14 protein-coding genes are annotated in these 19,026 nt (G+C 73.7%); 11 read left to right on the top strand and 3 right to left on the bottom strand.

Translation table 11 applies throughout. The annotated features are described in order from the left end of the window. Positions 1 to 8 precede the first annotated feature (8 nt). The 3 genes from ACZZ97_RS07805 (at position 9) to ACZZ97_RS07795 (ending at position 4,112) form a co-directional block, all read left to right on the top strand. On the top strand, positions 9 to 605 hold the full coding sequence (locus ACZZ97_RS07805) for a hypothetical protein (protein WP_314103361.1): 597 nt from the start codon (positions 9 to 11) through the stop codon (positions 603 to 605). A gap of 154 nt (positions 606 to 759) precedes the next feature. Beyond that, positions 760 to 1,608: an HAD family hydrolase gene (locus ACZZ97_RS07800; protein ID WP_463472773.1), complete on the top strand. Its 849-nt coding sequence runs from the start codon at positions 760 to 762 to the stop codon at positions 1,606 to 1,608. Further along, the gene (locus ACZZ97_RS07795; protein WP_314103357.1) at positions 1,605 to 4,112 is read left to right on the top strand and encodes a glycoside hydrolase family 65 protein; all 2,508 of its coding nucleotides are present in this window, start codon (positions 1,605 to 1,607) and stop codon (positions 4,110 to 4,112) included. Before ACZZ97_RS07800 ends, ACZZ97_RS07795 begins: the two co-directional genes overlap by 4 nt. 84 nt (positions 4,113 to 4,196) lie before the next feature. On the opposite strand, the gene ACZZ97_RS07790 is transcribed toward ACZZ97_RS07795, so the two are convergent. Further along, entirely contained in the window at positions 4,197 to 4,553 is a 357-nt protein-coding gene (locus ACZZ97_RS07790) for a hypothetical protein (protein WP_314103355.1), read from the bottom strand. A 48-nt stretch (positions 4,554 to 4,601) separates the two neighbouring features. Between ACZZ97_RS07790 and ACZZ97_RS07785 the strand changes: the two genes are divergently transcribed. Then, complete coding sequence (locus ACZZ97_RS07785) at positions 4,602 to 4,886, top strand: hypothetical protein (RefSeq protein WP_463472772.1); 285 nt, start codon at positions 4,602 to 4,604, stop codon at positions 4,884 to 4,886. 156 nt (positions 4,887 to 5,042) lie between these two features. After that, positions 5,043 to 6,662, top strand: coding sequence for a molybdopterin-dependent oxidoreductase (locus ACZZ97_RS07780; RefSeq protein ID WP_463472771.1), 1,620 nt, complete (start codon positions 5,043 to 5,045; stop codon positions 6,660 to 6,662). 83 nt (positions 6,663 to 6,745) lie between these two features. On the opposite strand, the gene ACZZ97_RS07775 is transcribed toward ACZZ97_RS07780, so the two are convergent. Together ACZZ97_RS07775 and ACZZ97_RS07770 are read right to left on the bottom strand one after the other, a co-directional pair. Continuing rightward, the gene (locus ACZZ97_RS07775) at positions 6,746 to 8,923 is read right to left on the bottom strand and encodes a RecQ family ATP-dependent DNA helicase (protein ID WP_463472770.1); all 2,178 of its coding nucleotides are present in this window, start codon (positions 8,921 to 8,923) and stop codon (positions 6,746 to 6,748) included. A gap of 25 nt (positions 8,924 to 8,948) precedes the next feature. Further along, complete coding sequence (locus ACZZ97_RS07770; RefSeq protein WP_463472769.1) at positions 8,949 to 10,457, bottom strand: helix-turn-helix domain-containing protein; 1,509 nt, start codon at positions 10,455 to 10,457, stop codon at positions 8,949 to 8,951. A 121-nt stretch (positions 10,458 to 10,578) separates the two neighbouring features. Between ACZZ97_RS07770 and gabT the strand changes: the two genes are divergently transcribed. The 6 genes from gabT to ACZZ97_RS07740 all read left to right on the top strand — a co-directional run bounded on the left by gabT (position 10,579) and on the right by ACZZ97_RS07740 (position 19,014). After that, complete coding sequence (gene gabT / locus ACZZ97_RS07765; protein WP_463472768.1) at positions 10,579 to 11,934, top strand: 4-aminobutyrate--2-oxoglutarate transaminase; 1,356 nt, start codon at positions 10,579 to 10,581, stop codon at positions 11,932 to 11,934. Then, positions 11,934 to 13,460 (top strand): NAD-dependent succinate-semialdehyde dehydrogenase, encoded by a 1,527-nt coding sequence (locus ACZZ97_RS07760; protein WP_463472767.1) that lies wholly within the window; start codon positions 11,934 to 11,936, stop codon positions 13,458 to 13,460. The genes gabT and ACZZ97_RS07760 overlap by 1 nt, the downstream gene beginning before the upstream one ends. 92 nt (positions 13,461 to 13,552) lie before the next feature. After that, entirely contained in the window at positions 13,553 to 14,995 is a 1,443-nt protein-coding gene (locus ACZZ97_RS07755; RefSeq protein ID WP_463472766.1) for an aminobutyraldehyde dehydrogenase, read from the top strand. 94 nt (positions 14,996 to 15,089) lie between these two features. Further along, positions 15,090 to 16,523 carry a flavin monoamine oxidase family protein gene (locus tag ACZZ97_RS07750; protein WP_463472765.1) on the top strand — a complete coding sequence of 478 codons (1,434 nt, stop codon included), beginning with the start codon at positions 15,090 to 15,092 and terminating at the stop codon, positions 16,521 to 16,523. Between the two features lie 5 nt (positions 16,524 to 16,528). Next, positions 16,529 to 17,464 carry a universal stress protein gene (locus ACZZ97_RS07745; protein WP_463472764.1) on the top strand — a complete coding sequence of 312 codons (936 nt, stop codon included), beginning with the start codon at positions 16,529 to 16,531 and terminating at the stop codon, positions 17,462 to 17,464. Further along, complete coding sequence (locus tag ACZZ97_RS07740) at positions 17,461 to 19,014, top strand: APC family permease (protein WP_463472763.1); 1,554 nt, start codon at positions 17,461 to 17,463, stop codon at positions 19,012 to 19,014. Before ACZZ97_RS07745 ends, ACZZ97_RS07740 begins: the two co-directional genes overlap by 4 nt. The last annotated feature ends 12 nt before the right edge of the window (positions 19,015 to 19,026 follow it).

Here is a 19,026-nt window from a genome sequence, read left to right as displayed (position 1 = left end):
GACATCCCATGAGCGACCACGACGACATCCCCCTGGCGTACCTGCCCTCGAAGCCCCGTGACGTCCCGACCGCCGAGCAGCTCCGCGAGCGAGTGCCCGGCTGGGGCGCCGACCTCGACCCGGCCGACCGCCCGTCGCACCCCAAGCTGCAGTTCGCGCCCGGCGCCTCCGGGGCCCGGTGGGAGTTCCCCGAGCGCCAGCCCGGTTCCGAGGGGCGCGAGCGCTCGATCGAGCACGCCTTCGTCACGCCCGTCTTCGGCACGGCCCAGCCGCTGCACGGCGTGTCGGGCGCGATCCGCCGGTTCGCCTACGACCGCTACAGCGAGGGGCGCCTCGCGCACTGGCTGCTGCTCGTCGCCGGAGACCGCGTCGACTCGACGGGGGCGCACCTCCGGTCACTCGTCAGCGGCCGCCCCGACGACCTGCTGAGCGAGACCGGCGTGACCGCCGAGGCCAGGAAGGAGGCGCGGGCCGCGTCCCGCGACTCGACCCGCGTCGACCGTCACCACCGCTGGCTCGACCCGCTGATCGTCGCCGGCCCGTGGGTCGTGACGGGCGTGGTCGCCGTCCGCGTCGTCGCGAAGGCGGTGCGCGCACTGCGCTGAGCCAGGGGGAGGGAAGGTACGTCGCCGGGAGGAAGGGCCCGGCGGTGTCGTGCGGGACGCCCGCGTGGTGCCAGAATTGGCGCGCACCACGGGCCGTCGTCGCTCCGGGGCGCTCCGAACGCCTCTGACCGACACCTCCTCGAAGGATCCGTGCATGGCCTCCACCCTCCCGCGCGACGCGTCCCGCCTCGGCGAGCTCGACGCGCTCCTCTTCGACCTCGATGGCGTCCTCACGCCGACGGCCGAGGTGCACATGCGCGCCTGGTCCCGTCTGTTCAACGACTGGTTCGACGCGCACGGGCTCGCCCCGTACACCGACGCCGACTACTTCGAGCACGTCGACGGCCGGCCCCGCTACGACGGCGTCCGCGCGATGCTCGCCGCGCGCGGCGTCGAGCTGCCCGAGGGCACGGACGACGACAGCCCGGACGCCGAGACCGTGCGCGGTCTCGGCAACCGGAAGAACGCGGTCTTCGCGGCCGAGCTGGACGAGAACGGCGTCGAGCCCTACCCGGGCAGCATCGAGTTCCTCGACCGCGCGATCGCCCTGGGCGTCGCCGTCGCCGTCGTCTCGAGCTCGCGCAACGCCGTGCCCGTGCTCGTGGCCGCTGGCCTGCGCGACCGCTTCGACGTCATCGTCGACGGTGCGGTCGCCGCGGCCGAGGGCATCGCGGGCAAGCCTGCCCCCGACACCTACCTCGAGGGCGCGCGCCGACTGGGCCTCACGGCCGCGGACTGCGTCGTCGTCGAGGACGCGACGAGCGGGGTCGAGGCCGGCCGTGCCGGCTCGTTCGGCCTCGTGCTCGGCGTCGACCGCGGCACCGGCCGCGACGCCCTGCTCCGCTCCGGCGCCGACGTGGTGGTCGACGACCTGCAGGAGGTGGTCGCCGCGCTCGGCTCGGCCCGCGCCTCCTCGTCGCCCGACCCGGCCAGCACGAGCACCAGCACCGAGACCGCCAGCACCGACACGACCAGCACCGAGACCGCAGAGGCCCAGCCGTGAACCACATCACCTCCGACCCGCTCGACCGCAGCCGGTTCCCCGTCGACGAGTGGGCCCTCGTCGAGGACGAGTACAACCAGGGCGACGAGGGCGTGACCGAGACGATCTTCGCCCTCGGCAACGGCTACCTCGGCCTGCGCGGCAACCCGGACGAGGGACGCGGCGGCCACTCGTTCGGCACCTACGTGAACGGGTTCCACGAGACGTGGCCGATCCGCCACGCAGAAGAGGCGTTCGGCTTCGCCCGCGTCGGCCAGACGATCGTCAACGTGCCCGATGCGAAGGTGATCCGGCTCTACGTCGACGACGAGCCCTTCGTGCTCTTCGAGGCCGACATCCTGAGGCACTGCCGCCGACTCGACTTCCAGGACGGCGTCCTCAGCCGTGAGGTCGAGTGGCGCACCCCGTCGGGCAAGCGAGTGCTCGTCACGAGCCGCCGCCTCGTGAGCCTCGAGGACCGCCACCTGGCGATCATCGAGTACGAGGTCACCGTGCTCGACGCCGACGCGTCGCTGCTCATCTCGAGCCAGATCCTCAACCGCCAGGACATGGGCGACGAGTACCACGCGGGCATGCGCGCCGCCGCCGACGCCTTCGACCCCCGCCGCGCCGAGTCCTTCGAGGACAGGGTGCTGCAGCCCGTGCTGGCCCGCAACGGCGGCGCCCGTGCCGTGCTCGGCTACCGGACGACCAACTCGGGCATGACCATCGCGGTCGGCGCCGACCACGTCATGGAGACCGAGAACGAGTGGGACGAGTCGTCGTCGATCGACGACGACCTGTCGAAGCACGTGTACCGCGTCCGCGCGAAGGCGGGCGTGGCCGTCAAGATGATCAAGACGGTGACCTACCACACGAGCCGCGGCGTGCCGCCGCGCGAGCTCGCCGACCGCTGCGACCGCACTCTCGACCGTGCCGCGGAGGAGCCGCCGCAGGCGATGTTCGACAAGCAGCGGGCCTGGCTCGACGACTACTGGGCGCGCACCGACGTCGTCGTGGGCGGCCAGCCGGAGATCCAGCAGGCGGTCCGCTGGAACCTCTTCCAGCTCGCCCAGGCGACGGCCCGCACCGACGGCCAGGGCATCGCCGCCAAGGGCGTCACCGGGTCCGGCTACGGCGGGCACTACTTCTGGGACACCGAGATCTACGTGCTCCCGTTCCTCACCTACACGGCGCCGAACGTCGCGCGGAACGCCCTGCGCTTCCGCCTCGGCATGCTCGACGCCGCCCGCGACCGCGCCGTCGAGCTGAACCAGCGCGGCGCCCTCTTCCCGTGGCGCACCATCAACGGCCTCGAGTCCTCCGCCTACTACGCGGCCGGCACGGCGCAGTACCACATCGACGCCGACATCAGCCACGCTCTCAGCCAGTACGTCCAGGCCACGGGCGACCTGGACTTCATGGAGCGCGGCGGCGTCGACATCCTCGTCGAGACGGCGCGACTCTGGGCCGACCTCGGCTTCTGGCGCTCGAACGGCGACCAGCGGTTCCACATCGACGGCGTCACGGGCCCCGACGAGTACACGACCGTCGTCGACGACAACCTGTACACGAACGTCATGGCCCGCGCGAACCTCCGGGCCGCCGTCCGCTACGTCGCCAAGCTCGCGGAGGAGTCTCCGGTCGCCTACGAGCGCATGGTGTCCCGGCTGGGGCTCGACGAGCAGGAGATCGCCGGTTGGCAGCGCGCCGCCGAGGCCATGGAGATCCCCTACGACGAGCACCGCGGCATCCACCCGCAGGATGCGCAGTTCCTCGACAAGGAGCTGTGGGACCTCGACGCCACGCCGGCCAACAAGCGCCCGCTGCTGCTGCACTACCACCCGCTGGTGATCTACCGGTTCCAGGTGCTGAAGCAGGCCGACGTCGTGCTCGCACTGTTCCTCCAGGGCGACGAGTTCACCGCCGAGCAGAAGCTGCGCGACTTCGAGTACTACGACGCGCTGACGACGGGAGACTCGACCCTCTCCGGGGTCGTGCAGTCGATCATCGCGGCCGAGGTGGGCCACCACCAGCTGTCGATGCAGTACTTCCTGTCGTCGCTCTACGTCGACCTCGCCGACCTGCACCGCAACACCGCGGACGGCGTGCACGTCGCGTCGACCGGCGGCATCTGGAGCGCGCTGGTCGCCGGCTACGGCGGCATGCGCGACTACCTCGGCGGCGTCAGCTTCGACCCGCGCCTGCCCGCCGACTGGGAGGAGCTCACGTTCCGTCTGACGGTCAAGGGCAGCCGCCTCCGCGTCGACCTTGCCGTCGACGAGATCGTCTTCACCATCGAGGACGGCGAGGGCCTCACGGTCAGCGTCCGCGGCGAGACGGTCGAGGTGCCGTCCGAGCGGCCGGTGCGCGTCGCCCTCGACGACCAGGGTCCCCGCATCACGACCAAGGTGCCGACGACGAGCGACCTGCGGGGGCTGGTGCGCGCCGACGGGTCCGTCATCACGGCGTCGATCCCGACGATCAGCATCGACCGGTACGAGGAGGACGAGGCGTCGGCCTAGCCGGCGCTCGACGTCGCGTCGGCGGCCAGTCCCTCCTCGAAGGGGCTGGCCGCCGTCGTGTTCCCGGGCCGACGAGGTCGAGGGCTAGAAGGGCCCGGCCGCCGAGGCGATCGCGTCGAACAACGCGATCGTGTCGGCGTCGCGCTTCTTGACGCTGACGCCGACGGTGCCGGCCGGCGCGTGCACCTCGCCGGAGATGCGGCTGCCCGCGCCCGCCTCCTCGAAGACGAGGTGGACCGTGTCGGCGTCGCTCGCCGTCGCCGAGCGGCGGATCAGCCGCGCGCCCTGCTCGTCGGCCGACGTGAACGAGAACGCGGGGGTCGACTGCACGGCGCGGCGCACGACGCCCGCCAGCAGCGACACCGGGAGCGACAGCTCCAAGGAGGCGCGGGTCACGTCTGCGTCGCCGGTCTCGACCTGGGGTGCTCGCTTCTCTGCCATGCGCCCGAGGCTACGGCACGCGCGCGCCGCGCCCGTAGGCTGGCGGGCATGAAGACGCTGTTCTACGCAGGCCAGGAACTGATCGTGACCGACGAGCTGGCCGAGGTGCTGCTCGCCGCCGCCATGGAGTTCAGCGACGACGACCGCACCTTCCGCGTGCCGGTCGCCGCGCGCCTCGGCGGCGTGGCCCACATGGCGCAGCTCGTGATCGGCCCCGGCATCCCCCTGCTCGTCGTCGACGCGGACGACGACGTCGAGCCAGTCGCCGGGTCCGAGTCGTCAGTCGCGTTCATCGTCGAGCTGATGGAGAGCCTCGTCGACGACGACGAGTGACCGACGACGGGTGACCGACGACGAGTGACCGACGACGGGGGACCGCGACGGGACGTGACCGCCGACCGCCGACGGCGGACAGCAGGCCGACGACCGACGCCCGGCCGCCTCGTCCGGCCCCAGCGGATCCCGAGCGCCGCCGCCTAGCCTGACTGCATGTCCGTGCGCCTCGAGTCACCTGCAACAGAGACCCGCGAGGGCATGTCGACCCGCGCCTCCTCGGGCTGGGCCGCGGTCGCCGGCGTCGTCTCGGCGGCGGCGTTCCTCGCCTCGGCCGAGCTCGCCGCCGTCGTGACCGGCCCCGGTGGCAGCCCGCTCTACGCGGTCGGCTCCGCGGTGATCGACCTGGCGCCTCCCGTCGCCAAGGACACGATGGTCGCCCTCTTCGGCACCGGCGACAAGATCGCGCTCTTCACCCTCATGGGCGTGCTGCTCGCCGTCATCACGGCGGGCGCGGGCATCGCCGAGTTCCGTCGGCCCCCGGCAGGCAAGGTGGTCTTCGGCCTCGGGGGAGTGCTCGCGATGATCGCCGTGCTCACGCGTGCCGACTCGTCGAGCATCGACGGGGTGCCCACGGCCGTCGGCATGCTCGTCGCCCTGCTGCTCATCACGGCTCTCGTCCGGAGACTCTCGCGCTGGCAGGCGACGACCCGCACCGGCTGGTCCGAGGCCTCGGTGCCCGCGCCGCCCCTCCGCGGCCCCGGCCTGGAGCGCCGCAGCTTCGTGCTGCTCGCGGGCGCGGCCGGTGCCGCCTCGGTCGTGCTCGGCACCGGCGCCCGTGCCTGGAACGCGACGCGGGCGAACGTGACGCAGCTGCGCGCGGCCCTGCGCCTGCCCGCCGCGGCGACCGCCGAGGAGGCAGTGCCCGCCGGCGCTTCGCTCGACGTCGACGGACTCACGTCGTACATCACGCCGAACGACGAGTTCTACCGCATCGACACCGCCCTGCGGGTGCCCGGCATCGACCCCGCGGACTGGTCGCTGCGCATCCACGGCCTGGTCGACGAGGAGGTGGTGCTCACGTTCGAGGACGTGCTCGCCCTGCCGCTCGTCGAGCACACCGCCACGCTCAGCTGCGTCTCGAACGAGGTCGGCGGCACGCTGATCGGCACGGCGCTGTGGCTCGGCTACCCGCTCCGGGAGCTGCTCGCGCGGGCCCGTCCGCAGGCGGGCGCCGACATGGTCCTCTCGCGCAGCATCGACGGCTTCACCGCGGGCACGCCGCTCGAGGTGCTGCAGGACGACGACACGGAGGCGCTGCTCGCGATCGGCATGAACGGCGAGCCCCTGCCCCAGGAGCACGGGTTCCCCGCCCGCCTCGTCGTTCCGGGCCTCTTCGGCTACGTCTCGGCGACCAAGTGGGTGACCGAGCTCGAGGTGACCCGCTTCGCCGACGCCGAGGGCTACTGGACCCCACGTGGCTGGGACGCCCTCGGCCCGGTGAAGCTCGAGTCGCGCATCGACGTGCCTGCCGCCGGGACGACCGTCGACGCCGGCACGGTCGCCGTCGCCGGGGTCGCCTGGCACCCGCACACGGGCGTCTCGCGCGTCGAGGTGCAGGTCGACGGAGGCGCGTGGGACGAGGCCGAGCTGGCGGAGTCGATCTCGCCCGACACCTGGGTGCAGTGGGTCTACCGCTGGTCGGCGTCGCCGGGCGGGCACACCCTGCGCGTCCGCGCGACGAGCGCCGACGGGACCGTCCAGTCGGAGGCCGAGCTGCCGCCCGCGCCCAACGGCGCGGAGGGCTGGGACGAGCACGCGGTGTCGGTGCGCTGAGCTCGCCGGCCGACAGCCCCCGACGGGCTCGGACGGCCCTCGCCGGTTCGCGACGACCTTCGACGATCCGCGACGAGCGAGCCTCAGCCCACGACGCCCAGCGAGAACGGCAGCACGGCCGACGCCCCCGCCCGGCGCAGCTCGCGCCCGGCGGTCGTCATCGTCCAGCGGCTGTCGACGAGGTCGTCGACGAGCAGCACGGGCCCCGAGACCTCGGCCAGCGCGGCCGCCAGCTCGGGACCGACCTCGACCGCCTGCCAGACGTCGGCGAGCCGGTAGACGCTGTTGCCGCCTCCTCCGCTGCCTCGACCGGCTGACGGTCGCGTCGGGCTGAGCGAGCCGAGCAGGGGAAGGCGCCCCACCGTGCTGATCGCCTCGGCGAGCGAGCCGACCAGCTGAGGGCGTGACGCCGACGGCATCGCCACGACGCCGACCGGACGTTCGGCCCACGGCCACTCCTTGAGCACGCGGACCACCCCGTCGAGCAGCGCCTTGGTGAGCGGTGCGTCCTCGGCGCCCGCCGCGAAGACCTGGCGCAGCGTCGTGCCCCAGCCGAGGTCGGTGAGGCGGGCCAGGGCGCGGCCGGTCTCGACGCGCTCGCCCTCGGCGATCTTGCCCTTGGCGGGCACGCCGGCCCGATCGGCGCCCGTCGGCCACTGGGCCCGCGGCTCGATCTCGACGCCGACCCGGTCGAGGGAGGTCGAGGCCGACGCCGCGGCCTCGCCGCCGATCTCGCTCGGGTACCAGGCGCCGGCGCAGACGTCGCACCGCCCGCAGGGCGCGGCGGCAGGGTCGTCGAGGTCGAGCTGGAGCATCTGCATGCGGCAGGTCGTGGCTCGCTCGTAGGCGATCATCGACTGCTGCTCGGCGACCCGCGCCTCGCCGATGCGCCCGTAGCGCTCAGCGTCGTAGACCCAGGGTCGACCCGTGCTGACCCAGCCGCCCTGCACGCGCGAGACGGCGCCGTCGACGTCGAGGACCTTGAGCATCAGCTCGAGCGGCGAGCGCTTGACGTCGACCCGGGCCTCGAGCGCCGGCGTCGACAGCGGCGTGTCGCCGAGCTCGGCGAGGACCGCCGAGGCGCGGGCCTCGGACGGCATGGAGGCGGTCCCGAAGTACTGCCAGATCTCGGCGTCCTCCGTGCCGGGCAGAAGCAGCACGTCGGCGTTGTCGGTCGCGCGCCCCGCGCGGCCGATCTGCTGGTAGTAGGCGACGGGCGACGACGGCGCCCCGAGGTGCACCACGAAGCCGAGGTCGGGCTTGTCGAAGCCCATGCCGAGGGCGCTGGTGGCGACGAGCGCCTTGAGCTCGTTGCGCTTCAGCTGGCCCTCGAGCGCCTCCCTCTCTTCGTTGTCGGTACGGCCCGAGTACGAGCGCACCGCGTGCCCTGCCTCGCGCAGCAGCCGGGCCGTGTCGTCGGCCGCCGAGACGGTGAGCGTGTAGATGATGCCGCTGCCCGGCAGGTCGTCGAGGTGGCTGAGCAGCCAGCCGAGCCGGTCGCGCGAGGTCGGCAGCGTCAGCACGCCGAGCCGCAGGGAGGCGCGGGCGAGCGAGCCGCGGATGGTCAGCACCTGGTCGTCCGGCCCCGCAGTCAGCTGCTCCTCGACGTCGGCGACGACCCGTTCGTTGGCGGTCGCCGTCGTCGCCAGCACGGGCACCGTCGTCGGCAGGGTGCGGATCAGGTCGGCGAGCCGACGGTAGTCGGGCCGGAAGTCGTGGCCCCAGTCGCTGATGCAGTGCGCCTCGTCGACGACGAGCATGCCGAGGCGGGCGACCAGCACCGGCAGCTGCTCGTCGCGGAACCGCGGGTTGTTGAGCCGCTCGGGCGAGACGAGCAGCACGTCGACCTCGTCGGCGGCGAGGGCCTGCTGCACGTCGGACCACTCGTGCGCGTTCGCGGAGTTGACCGCGACCGCGCGCACGCCGGCGCGGCTCGCCGCGGCCACCTGGTCGCGCATGAGGGCGAGGAGCGGCGAGACCAGGAGGGTCGGCCCGCCGCCCCGGCGGCGGAGCAGGAGGGTCGCGATGAAGTAGACGGCCGACTTGCCCCAGCCGGTGCGCTGCACGACGAGGGCGCGACGACGGTCGGCGACGAGCGCCCGGATCGCCTCGAGCTGGCCGTCGTGGAACACGGCGTCGTCACGGCCGGTCAGGGCCCGCAGCAGCTCGAGCGCCTCGGCGTCGATCTCGGTCGCCGTGTCACGGTCGGTCGGTGCGGGAGGGGCGGTCGAGGTGCTCGCCGCGCTGCTGTTCGTCGTCATCCGGCCATGCTGTCACGGGCCACCGTCAGCGAAGCCCGGTGCCGCCCCCTGCGCCCGCGGCCTGCAGCAGGGCCCACAGCTCGGCCCGCCCGGCGAAGCCGTCGAGCGGCAGCCCCAGGGCGGACTCGACCTTGGACACCCGCGCGCGGAGGCTGTGGCGGTGCAGGCCGAGGCTCCGGGCGGCGGGATCCCACGCGCCGTTGTGCTCGAGCCACGTGCGGCAGCAGGCGAGCAGCTCGTCTCCGTCGGGCAGTGCGGCCACGGGGGCGAGGCGGGACGACGCGAGCTCGGCGGCTCCGTCGGACCAGAGCGCGGCCACGAGGCCGCCGGCGGCGAGGCTCGCCCAGGTGACCACCGACTCCTCGGCCGACGAGGTCGCGACGGCGAGGGCGCGCCCGGCCTGTGCCGCGGCGCCGGCGAGGTGGTCGAGGTCGGTGACGTCCGAGACGCCGATCCGCAGGCGGTGGGCGGCGGCGAGCGCGGGCAGGTCGACGGCGCTCTCGGCGGCGAGCACGGCGATCCTCCCGTCGACGAGCGCGACGAAGACGTCGGGCCGACCGGCGGCGAGCCGCTCGACGGCCTCGGTCGCGCGGTCGGGCGAGTCACGAGGAGGCGCGGCGAGGGCCACGACGACCGGTCCCGCGGCGATCCCCACCCCGACCGACCGCGTGATGGACCGTGCCACCTCGACCTGCCCCGCCACCAGCAGCGACCAGACCTGCCGCCAGAGCTCGCGCTGCCCGCGCAGCCGGGCGACGTCGCGCTCGAGGGTGACCTCGGCGAGGGCGACCACGCTGGTGAGGACGGCGCGGGCGGCCGTGTCGAGCTCGGCGGGGGTGCGGACGGCGAGGACGCCGCGGAGGCCGTCCCGTCGGCCGAGGGTCTGCAGCGACACCACGGCCCCGGCGACGGTCACGGTGCTGCCGGCCCGGGCCCCGCGGCGCAGGAGCCGTGCGACCTCGGCTTCGACCTGCCCCTGGTCGACCTGCCCGTGGTCGGCCGCGGCATCCGTCCCGTGCAGCACCACCGACCCGCCGAGCTGCTCGCCGAGCACCCGCAGCACGGCGTCCAGCCCGCCGTCGCCGATGGCCGCGACGGAGACGGCGCGCTGGGCCCGCAGCGTCCAGCGGTCGCGGTCGCGCGCCTCCTCGGCCAGCTGGTCGGCCGCCCAGCGGGCGACGGCGATGAAGGGGGTGCGCCAGGGGACCTCGACGACGGGCACCCCGCGGGCCGAGGCGGCGAGCACGAGCTCGACGGGCGTGTCGGGCCGGTGCACGCCGGCACCGAACCCGAGGGCGACCACGCCCGCGCCGACGACCCGGCCGACCCAGGCGTCGTAGTCGTCCTGCGTCGCGTCGACGCCGAACTGGCTGCCGGTCGTCAGCAACATGGTCGAGGCGGCGACGAAGGGCGACGGGTCGACGAGGTCGGAGCTGTGCACCCACGAGAGCGGCTCGTCGGTGCGCGTGGTCGGGTCGAGGAGTCGCAGGTCGAGAGGAGCCTGTCGGACGAGGGCTCGGACGGTGGGGCGCACGCGCCGAACCTAGCACCGGCCTGCCGGTCTGGCAGACCGGAGGTGAACATGCGACGAACTGTCGGTCGAGGAGGTGCGCCCCGGCTCCCTAGAGTCGCCGCAACGTCGAAGGAGCGCCTGCATGTCGAGCAACACAGTCACCACCCCGCGCGGAGGCCCCGGCCTCGAGCAGCGCCGCCGTCTCGTCACCGAGGTGCCCGGCCCGCGCAGCCGCGAGCTGATGGAGCGCAAGCGCGGCGCGGTCGCCGCGGGCGTCGGCGTCTCGCTGCCCGTGTTCACGGAGGCGGCAGGCGGGGGAGTGCTCGTCGACGTCGACGGCAACACCCTGATCGACCTCGGCTCGGGCATCGCGGTGACCGGCGTCGGCAACTCGGCCCCCGGCGTCGTCGAGGCGGTCGTCGAGCAGGTGCAGCGCTTCACGCACTCCTGCTTCATGATCACGGCCTACGACGGCTACGTCGAGGTCTGCGAAGCCCTCAACCGGCTCACGCCCGGCGACCACGACAAGCGCTCGGCGCTGTTCAACACCGGCGCGGAGGCGGTCGAGAACGCCGTCAAGATCGCACGGTCGTACACGCGGAAGTCCGCCGTCGTGGCCTTCGACCACGCCTACCACGGCCGCACGAACCTGACGATGGCGCTCACCGCCAAGTCGATGCCCTACAAGAGCGGCTTCGGGCCCTTCGCCCCCGAGATCTACCGCGCCCCGCTGTCGTACCCGTACCGGGACGCGGGGCTCGACGGGCCGCAGGCCGCGGCTCGCGCGATCTCGCAGATCGAGAAACAGGTCGGCGCCGCGAACCTCGCCGCCGTCGTCATCGAGCCGATCCAGGGCGAGGGCGGCTTCATCGTGCCGGGGCCCGGGTTCCTCCCCGCGATCGTCGCCTGGTGCCGCGAGAACGACGTCGTGTTCATCGCCGACGAGGTGCAGACCGGCTTCGCCCGGACCGGCCGCATGTTCGCCAGCGAGCACGAGGGCGTCGTGCCCGACCTGGTCGTCACGGCGAAGGGCATCGCGGGCGGGCTGCCGCTCTCGGCCGTCACCGGCCGCGCCGAGATCATGGACGCGCCCCACGTCGGCGGCCTCGGCGGCACCTACGGCGGCAACCCGATCGCCTGCGCCGCCGCCCTCGCGGCCATCGAGTCGTTCGAGCACGACGGGCTGCTCGAGCGCGCGGCCGCCATCGGCGACCTGCTGCTCGGCCGCCTGCGCGACCTGCAGCAGGGCGACCCGCGCATCGGCGACGTCCGCGGCCGAGGCGCGATGATCGCGATCGAACTCGTCGACCCGCTCACCGGCGAGCCCGACGCCGCCCTCACCGGCCGGGTCGCCGCGGCCTGCCACGCCGAGGGCGTCATCGTCCTCACCTGCGGCACCTTCGGCAACGTGATCCGGTTCCTCCCGCCGCTCGCCATCGACGACGCGCTGCTGCACGACGGCCTCGACGTCGTCGCCGCCGCACTCGGGTCGGCCTGATGACCGACGTGTCGACGGCTGCGCGGACGACGCGGCCCGACGCGGCAGCCCTGCCGGAGTTCCCCGCACACGTGGTCGCGCTCGTGCGTGAGAGCGACGACGGTGCAGCCGCCGCAGCGGCCCCGGCCACCGAGCTCGGCCGCGTCCCCACCTTCCCCGTGCACGACCCGGCGACCGGCGAGATCCTCGCGAGGGTCGTCGACCAGGGGCCCGACGACGCGCTCCACGCCCTCGACCGGGCGGTGGCCGCCGCAGACGGGTGGGCCGCCACGCCGCCGCGCGTCCGCGGGGAGACCCTGCGCCGGGCCTTCGACCTCCTCGTCGAGCGGCGCGAGTCGTTCGCCCTGCTCATGTCGCTCGAGATGGGCAAGCCCCTGGCCGAGGCCCGCGGCGAGGTCGCCTACGGCGGCGAGTTCCTCCGCTGGTTCTCCGAGGAGGCGGTGCGCGTCCAGGGCCGGTACGGTCCCGTCCCCGAGGGCACCGGCACCATGACCGTCACGCACCGGCCCGTCGGGCCGAGCTACCTCGTGACCCCGTGGAACTTCCCGCTCGCCATGGCGACCCGCAAGATCGCGCCTGCCCTGGCTGCCGGCTGCACGGTCGTCGTGAAGCCGGCCGAGCTGACGCCGCTCACGACGATCGCCTTCGCCGAGCTGCTGCGCGAGGCCGGCGTCCCCGACGGCGTCGTCACCGTGCTGACCACGACGGACGCGGCCGGGGTGACCGGGCCCCTGCTCGCCGACCCGCGCCTCCGGAAGCTCTCGTTCACCGGCTCGACCGCAGTCGGCCGGGTGCTGATCGCGCAGGCGGCCGAGAACGTGCTCCGGACCTCGATGGAGCTCGGCGGCAACGCCCCCTTCGTCGTGATGGCCGACGCCGACCTCGACGCTGCCGTCGACGGGGCGATGCTCGCGAAGTTCCGCAACGGCGGGCAGGCCTGCACGGCGGCCAACCGCCTGCTCGTGCACGAACGGGTCGCCGACGAGTTCACGCGCCGCCTCGCCGAGCGCGTCGAGGCGATGGTCGTCGGGCCCGGCACGGCCGACGGGACGAGGCTCGGCCCGCTGATCGACGACCGCGCCGTCGCGACCTGCGAGCGGCTCGTCGCCGACGCCGTGGCCCGGGGCGCCCGCGTCGTCACGGGCGGCTCGGCGCCGGGCGGCCCCGGCTCGTTCTTCGCGCCGACCGTCCTGGCCGACGTGCCCCGCGACGCCGACCTGATGCACCAGGAGATCTTCGGCCCGGTCGCCGCCGTCACGACGTTCCGCGACGAGGACGACGCCGTCCGGCTCGCCAACGACACCCCATACGGCCTCGTCGCCTACCTCTTCACGACCGACCTGGCCTGTGGGCGACGCATGCTCGGTCGGCTCCGCACCGGCATGCTGGGCGTCAACACCGGCCTGGTCTCGAACGCCGCGGCCCCGTTCGGCGGGGTCGGCCACTCGGGCCTCGGGCGCGAGGGCGGCAGCGAGGGCATCCACGAGTACCTCGACACGACCTACGCGCTGCAGCCCGACGGCTGAGCCCGACGCGACCCGACCAGCACGGCCCCGAGCACCACGGCACCAGCACCGAGCACCACGGCACCAGCACCGAGCACCACCGAGAGGACACCATGGCGACCCTGCAGAACTTCGTCGACGGCCGGTACGTCGACGCCCACGGCACCGCGACGATCGACGTGGTCTCGCCCGTCACCGAGCAGGTCGTCGCCGTCTCGCCCGTGAGCGACGCGGCCGACGTCGACGCGGCGGTGCAGGCCGCGGCCCGGGCGTTCCCCGGCTGGAGCCGCAGCACGCCGTCGGTGCGCCAGGCCGCGCTGCTCGCGCTCGCCGACGCCCTCGACGCGCACAGCGACGAGCTCGTCGAGGCGCAGCACCGGGACACGGGGCAGCCGAAGGCGATCATCGCCGCGGAGGAGGTCGCGGTCGGCGCCGACCAGGTGCGCTTCTTCGCCGGCGCCGCCCGCCGGCTCGACGGCATCGCCTCGGGGGAGTACCTCGACGGGCTCACCTCGTCGGTGCGCCGCGAGCCGATCGGCGTCGTCGCCCAGGTCACGCCGTGGAACTACCCCCTCATGATGGCCATCTGGAAGATCGCACCCGCCCTCGCCGCGGGCAACACCGTGGTGCTGAAGCCGAGCGACACGACGCCCGAGTCGACGCTCGTGCTCGCCTCCCTGACGAAGGGGATCCTGCCGGACGGCGTGCTCAACGTCGTGCTCGGCGACGCGAGCACGGGCCAGGCCCTCGTCGAGCACCCCGTGCCCGGGCTGGTCGCCATCACGGGATCGGTGCGCGCCGGCGTGGCCGTCGCGACCTCCGCCGCCGACCGAGTGGCCCGGGTGCACCTCGAGCTCGGCGGCAAGGCTCCCGCCGTCGTGTTCCCCGACGTCGACGTCGACGTGGTCTCCCCCCAGATCGCGGAGGCGGCCTTCTTCAACGCCGGCCAGGACTGCACCGCGGTGACCCGCGTCATCGTGCACGAGTCGGTCCACGACGACCTCGTCGCCGCACTGGTGCGCGCCGCGGAGGCGACGACGACCGGTCCCGACGCCGGGGAGGGCGCCTCCTACGGCCCCCTCAACAACGGGCGGCACTTCGCCGCGGTCCAGGCCGTCGTCGAGGCGCTGCCCGCGCACGCGACCGTGGCGACGGGCGGGCACCGCGTCGGCGGGACGGGCTTCCACTTCGCGCCGACGATAGTCACGGGCGTGCGGCAGGACGACGACGTCGTGCAGGCCGAGGTGTTCGGCCCGGTGCTCACCGTGCAGTCGTTCGGCACGGCGGACGAGGCGCTGGCCCTGGCCAACGGCGTGCCCTACGCCCTGGCCTCGAGCGTCTGGACCGACAGCCACACCACGGCCGAGCGCTTCGCCCGCGACCTGGACTTCGGCTGCGTCTGGATCAACACGCACATCCCGCTCGCCGCCGAGATGCCGCACGGCGGGTTCAAGCGCTCCGGATACGGCAAGGACCTCAGCGCCTACGGCCTCGAGGACTACACCCGGGTCAAGCACGTGATGAGCGCGCACGCCTCGCCGCGCGCCTCGTCCTGACCGCCCCGGCCGGGCCGGGCCAGGCCCGGCCGAGCCCGACCCCCACACTCACCCGGCACCACCCGGTGCCCGCACCAGCGACGGAGACCACCCCATGACCGACACCACCACCTGCGACGTCGTCGTCATCGGCGCGGGGGCCAGCGGCCTGACCGCGGCCGCCGACCTGCGAGAGGCGGGCCTCGACGTGGTCGTGCTCGAGGCACGTGACCGCGTCGGCGGCCGGCTGCGCACCGAGACGATCGACGGGGCGATGCTCGAGCTCGGCGGCCAGTGGGTGTCGCCCGACCAGACGGCCCTGATCGCGACGCTCGGCGAGCTCGGCCTCGAGACGTACTCCCGGTGGCGCGAGGGGGAGAGCGTCTACGTCTCGGCCGACGGCACGGCGTCGCGCTTCACGGGCGACATCTTCCCTGCCTCCGAGCACACGCAGGCCGAGATCGAGCGGCTCATCGTCGTGATGGACGAGCTCGTCGCCGAGACCGACGTCGCGGCCCCCTGGGAGCACCCGCGGGCCGCCGAGCTCGACCACGTGTCGTTCTCGGCCTGGCTCGAGCAGCAGTCCGACGACGCGGAGGCGCGCGCCAACATCGCGCTCTTCATCGCCGACGCGATGCTCACGAAGCCCGCCCACTCGTTCTCGCTGCTCCAGGCGCTGCAGATGGCGTCGAGCGCCGGCAGCTTCAGCAACCTCGTCGACGCCGACTTCATCCTCGACAAGCGTGTCGTGGGCGGCCTGCAGCGGGTCCCGCTGACGCTCGCGGAGAAGCTCGGCGACGCCGTGCGCCTCGGCCAGCCGGTCGAGACGCTCGAGTGGTCGGCCGACGGGGTCGTCGCCTCGACTCCCGAGCTGCGCGTGGCGGCCCGCTGGGCCGTCGTCGCCGTGCCGCCCAACCTCTACTCGCGCATCGAGTACCTGCCGGCGCTGCCCGCCCTGCGCCAGCAGTGGCACCAGCACGTCTCCCTCGGCCTCGTCATCAAGGTGCACGCCGTCTACGAGACGCCGTTCTGGCGCGACGCCGGTCTCTCGGGCACGGCCTTCAGCCCGTACCAGGTGGTGCACGAGGCGTACGACAACTCGAACCACGGCGACCCGCGGGGCACCCTGGTCGGCTTCGTGAGCGACGAGAAGGCCGACCGCCTCCTCGCCCTGCCGGCCGACGAGCGGCGTACGGCGATCCTCGCGTCGCTGGCGTCGTACTACGGCGAGCAGGCGACCGAGCCGGTCGTCTACTTCGAGAGCGACTGGGCCAGCGACGAGTGGACCGGCGGCGCGTACGCGACGAGCTTCGACCTCGGCGGCCTCTCGCGCTGGGGCCACGACCAGCGCGTGCCCGTCGGGCCGATCCGGTTCTCGTCGAGCGACATCGCAGCGGAGGGGTTCCAGCACGTCGACGGCGCGATCCGCGTCGGGCGCGACGTCGCGGCCGAGATCCTCGCGGAGCGCGACGCGCACGCCGACGGCTCCGTGCAGGCCGCGTCCGCAGGCCAGCCCGAGCACGCCGACGCCGGAGCGGCCGCCTCGTGAGGAGCGTGGTCGTCGGGTACCTTGACACCCCCGCGGGGCACGACGCCCTGGCCCTCGGCACGGCCCTCGCGCACACGCTCGGCGTGCGCCTCGACCTCGTGATGGTCCTGCACGACCGGGGCCGCGCCTCCCTCGTCCCCACAGCCCCCAGCTACGAGCGGCACCTCGACGACCTCGCCGAGGGCTGGCTGCAGGAGGCGGCGGCCGAGGTCCCGGCCGGCGTCACGTCCACGACGCACCTCGTCAGGGCCGAGACCTTCGCCGAGGGCCTGGTCGCGGCCGCCGCCGACCTCGGGGCCGACGCGATCGTGATCGGCGCCGGCAAGGAGGGCACGTTCGGCCGGCTGCACCTCGGCAGCGTCGGGGGAGTCCTCGTGCACTCCGCGCCCGTGCCCGTGGCGATCGCCCCCGCCGGGTTCGCCGAGCGCGGCGTCCGGAGCTTCGGCAGCGTGACGGCTGCGGTCGGCACCCGGGCCGGCGCCCGCGCAGTCGTCGACACCGCGGTGGCCACGGCCGCGGCGGCGCGCGTCCCGCTGAGGCTCGTCTCGCTCGTGCCGCTCGACTCCGTCGGGGACGGCGAGCGCCGCGACCGAGACGACCGCGAGCGCGCCCTGCACGACGAGGCACGCGAGCACGCGGAGCGGATGCGCGACATCGCACTCGACAGCGTCCCCGCCGACCTCGACGTCACGGTCGAGATCGCTCCGGGCCCGAGGATCGCCGACGCGATCGACGCCCTCACCTGGAGCGACGACGAGCTCGCCCTCGTCGGCTCGAGTCGTCTGGCCCAGCCCCGCCGCCTGTTCCTCGGGAGCGTCGCCGCGAAGATCGTGCGCGGCGTCCCCGTCCCCCTCGTGGTGGTTCCTCGTGACCACGATGCCCGCACGACCTGGACCGGCGTCGCCCCGGGCGGCGCCCACCCCGAAGGGACCACCCCGTGAGCATCCTCAAGAAATCCGGCGTCGCCGCCGACCAGACCCTGTCGTCGAAGGGCCTGAGCGCCGGCAGCGTCGGCCTGATCGGCGCCGTCGTCATCGGCATCTCGTGCATCGCGCCCGCCTACACGCTGACCGGGGCGCTCGGCCCGACCATCGCGCAGGTCGGCACGCACCTGCCCGCGATCTTCCTCGTCGGGTTCATCCCGATGTTGCTCGTCGCGTTCGGCTACCGCGAGCTGAACAGCGCGATGCCCGACAGCGGCACCTCGTTCACCTGGGGCGTCCGTGCCTTCGGCCCGTGGGTCGGCTGGATGGCCGGCTGGGGCCTGGTGGTGGCGACGATCGTGGTGCTGAGCAACCTCGCGGGCATCGCCGTCGACTTCTTCTACCTGCTGCTCGGGCAGGTGTTCTCGGATCCGTCGATCGCCGACCTGGCGACGAACCCGCTCATCAACGTCGTCACCTGCCTGGCCTTCATGGCCGGGGCGACCGTCATCTCGTACCGCGACATGCAGACCACCCAGAAGGTGCAGTACTGGCTCGTCGGGTTCCAGCTGCTCGTGCTGGTCGGCTTCGCGATCGTCGCCTTCGTCCGGGTGGGCGGCGGCTCGGCGTTCGACGCCACGGCGATCTCGCTCGACTGGTTCAACCCGCTGACGGTGCCGACCTTCTCGGCCTTCGCCGCGGGGCTGTCGCTGTCGATCTTCATCTTCTGGGGCTGGGACGTCACGCTGACGATGTCCGAGGAGACGAGCGGCTCGCGGACGACGCCCGGCCGGGCCGCCACCCTCACCGTCGTCATCATCGTGCTGGTGTACCTGCTCGTCTCGCTCGCCTCCATGACCTTCGCGGGCCTCGGCGACGAGGGGGTCGGGCTCGGCAACCCCGGCATCCAGGGCAACGCGTTCTCGGCGCTCGCCGGGCCTGTGCTCGGGCCGCTCGCGATCCTCATGTCGCTGGCGGTGCTGAGCAGCTCCGCCGCCTCCCTGCAGTCGACCTTCGTGTCGCCGGCCCGCACGCTGCTCGCCATGGGGCACTACGGCGCGCTGTCGCCGAAGTTCGCCCGCGTCTCGCCGCGCTTCTTCACCCCCGGGTACGCGACCCTCGCCTCCGCCGTCGTCGCCAGCGTCTTCTACGCGGTGATGCGCTTCATCAGCGAGGACGTCCTCTGGGACACCATCACGACCCTCGGCATGATGATCTGCTTCTACTACGGGCTGACGGCCTTCGCGTGCGTCTGGTACTTCCGGCACCAGTGGCGCACCGGCGCTCGCAACCTGTTCTTCCAGATCGTCGCTCCCGGCGTCGGCGGGCTCATCCTCGCCGTGCTCTTCGTCACGACGCTGATCGACAGCATGGACCCGGACTACGGCAGCGGCTCGCAGATCGGCGGGGTCGGCCTCGTGTTCCTGCTCGGCGTGACCATCCTGGTGGGCGGCGTCGTGGTGATGCTGGTCAACGCCCGGCTGCGCCCCGCGTTCTTCCGCGGCGAGGGCCTCCGGGCCGGCGTCGCCGGAGACGAGCGCGAGGGGCAGGCCGCGCTCCCCGAGTGACCCCGACGCGTC

It is taken from the genome of Frigoribacterium sp. AC512, assembly GCF_979258295.1.
Note: the sequence above shows the minus strand (reverse complement) of the source record. Positions and strands in the feature narration are given on the sequence as shown.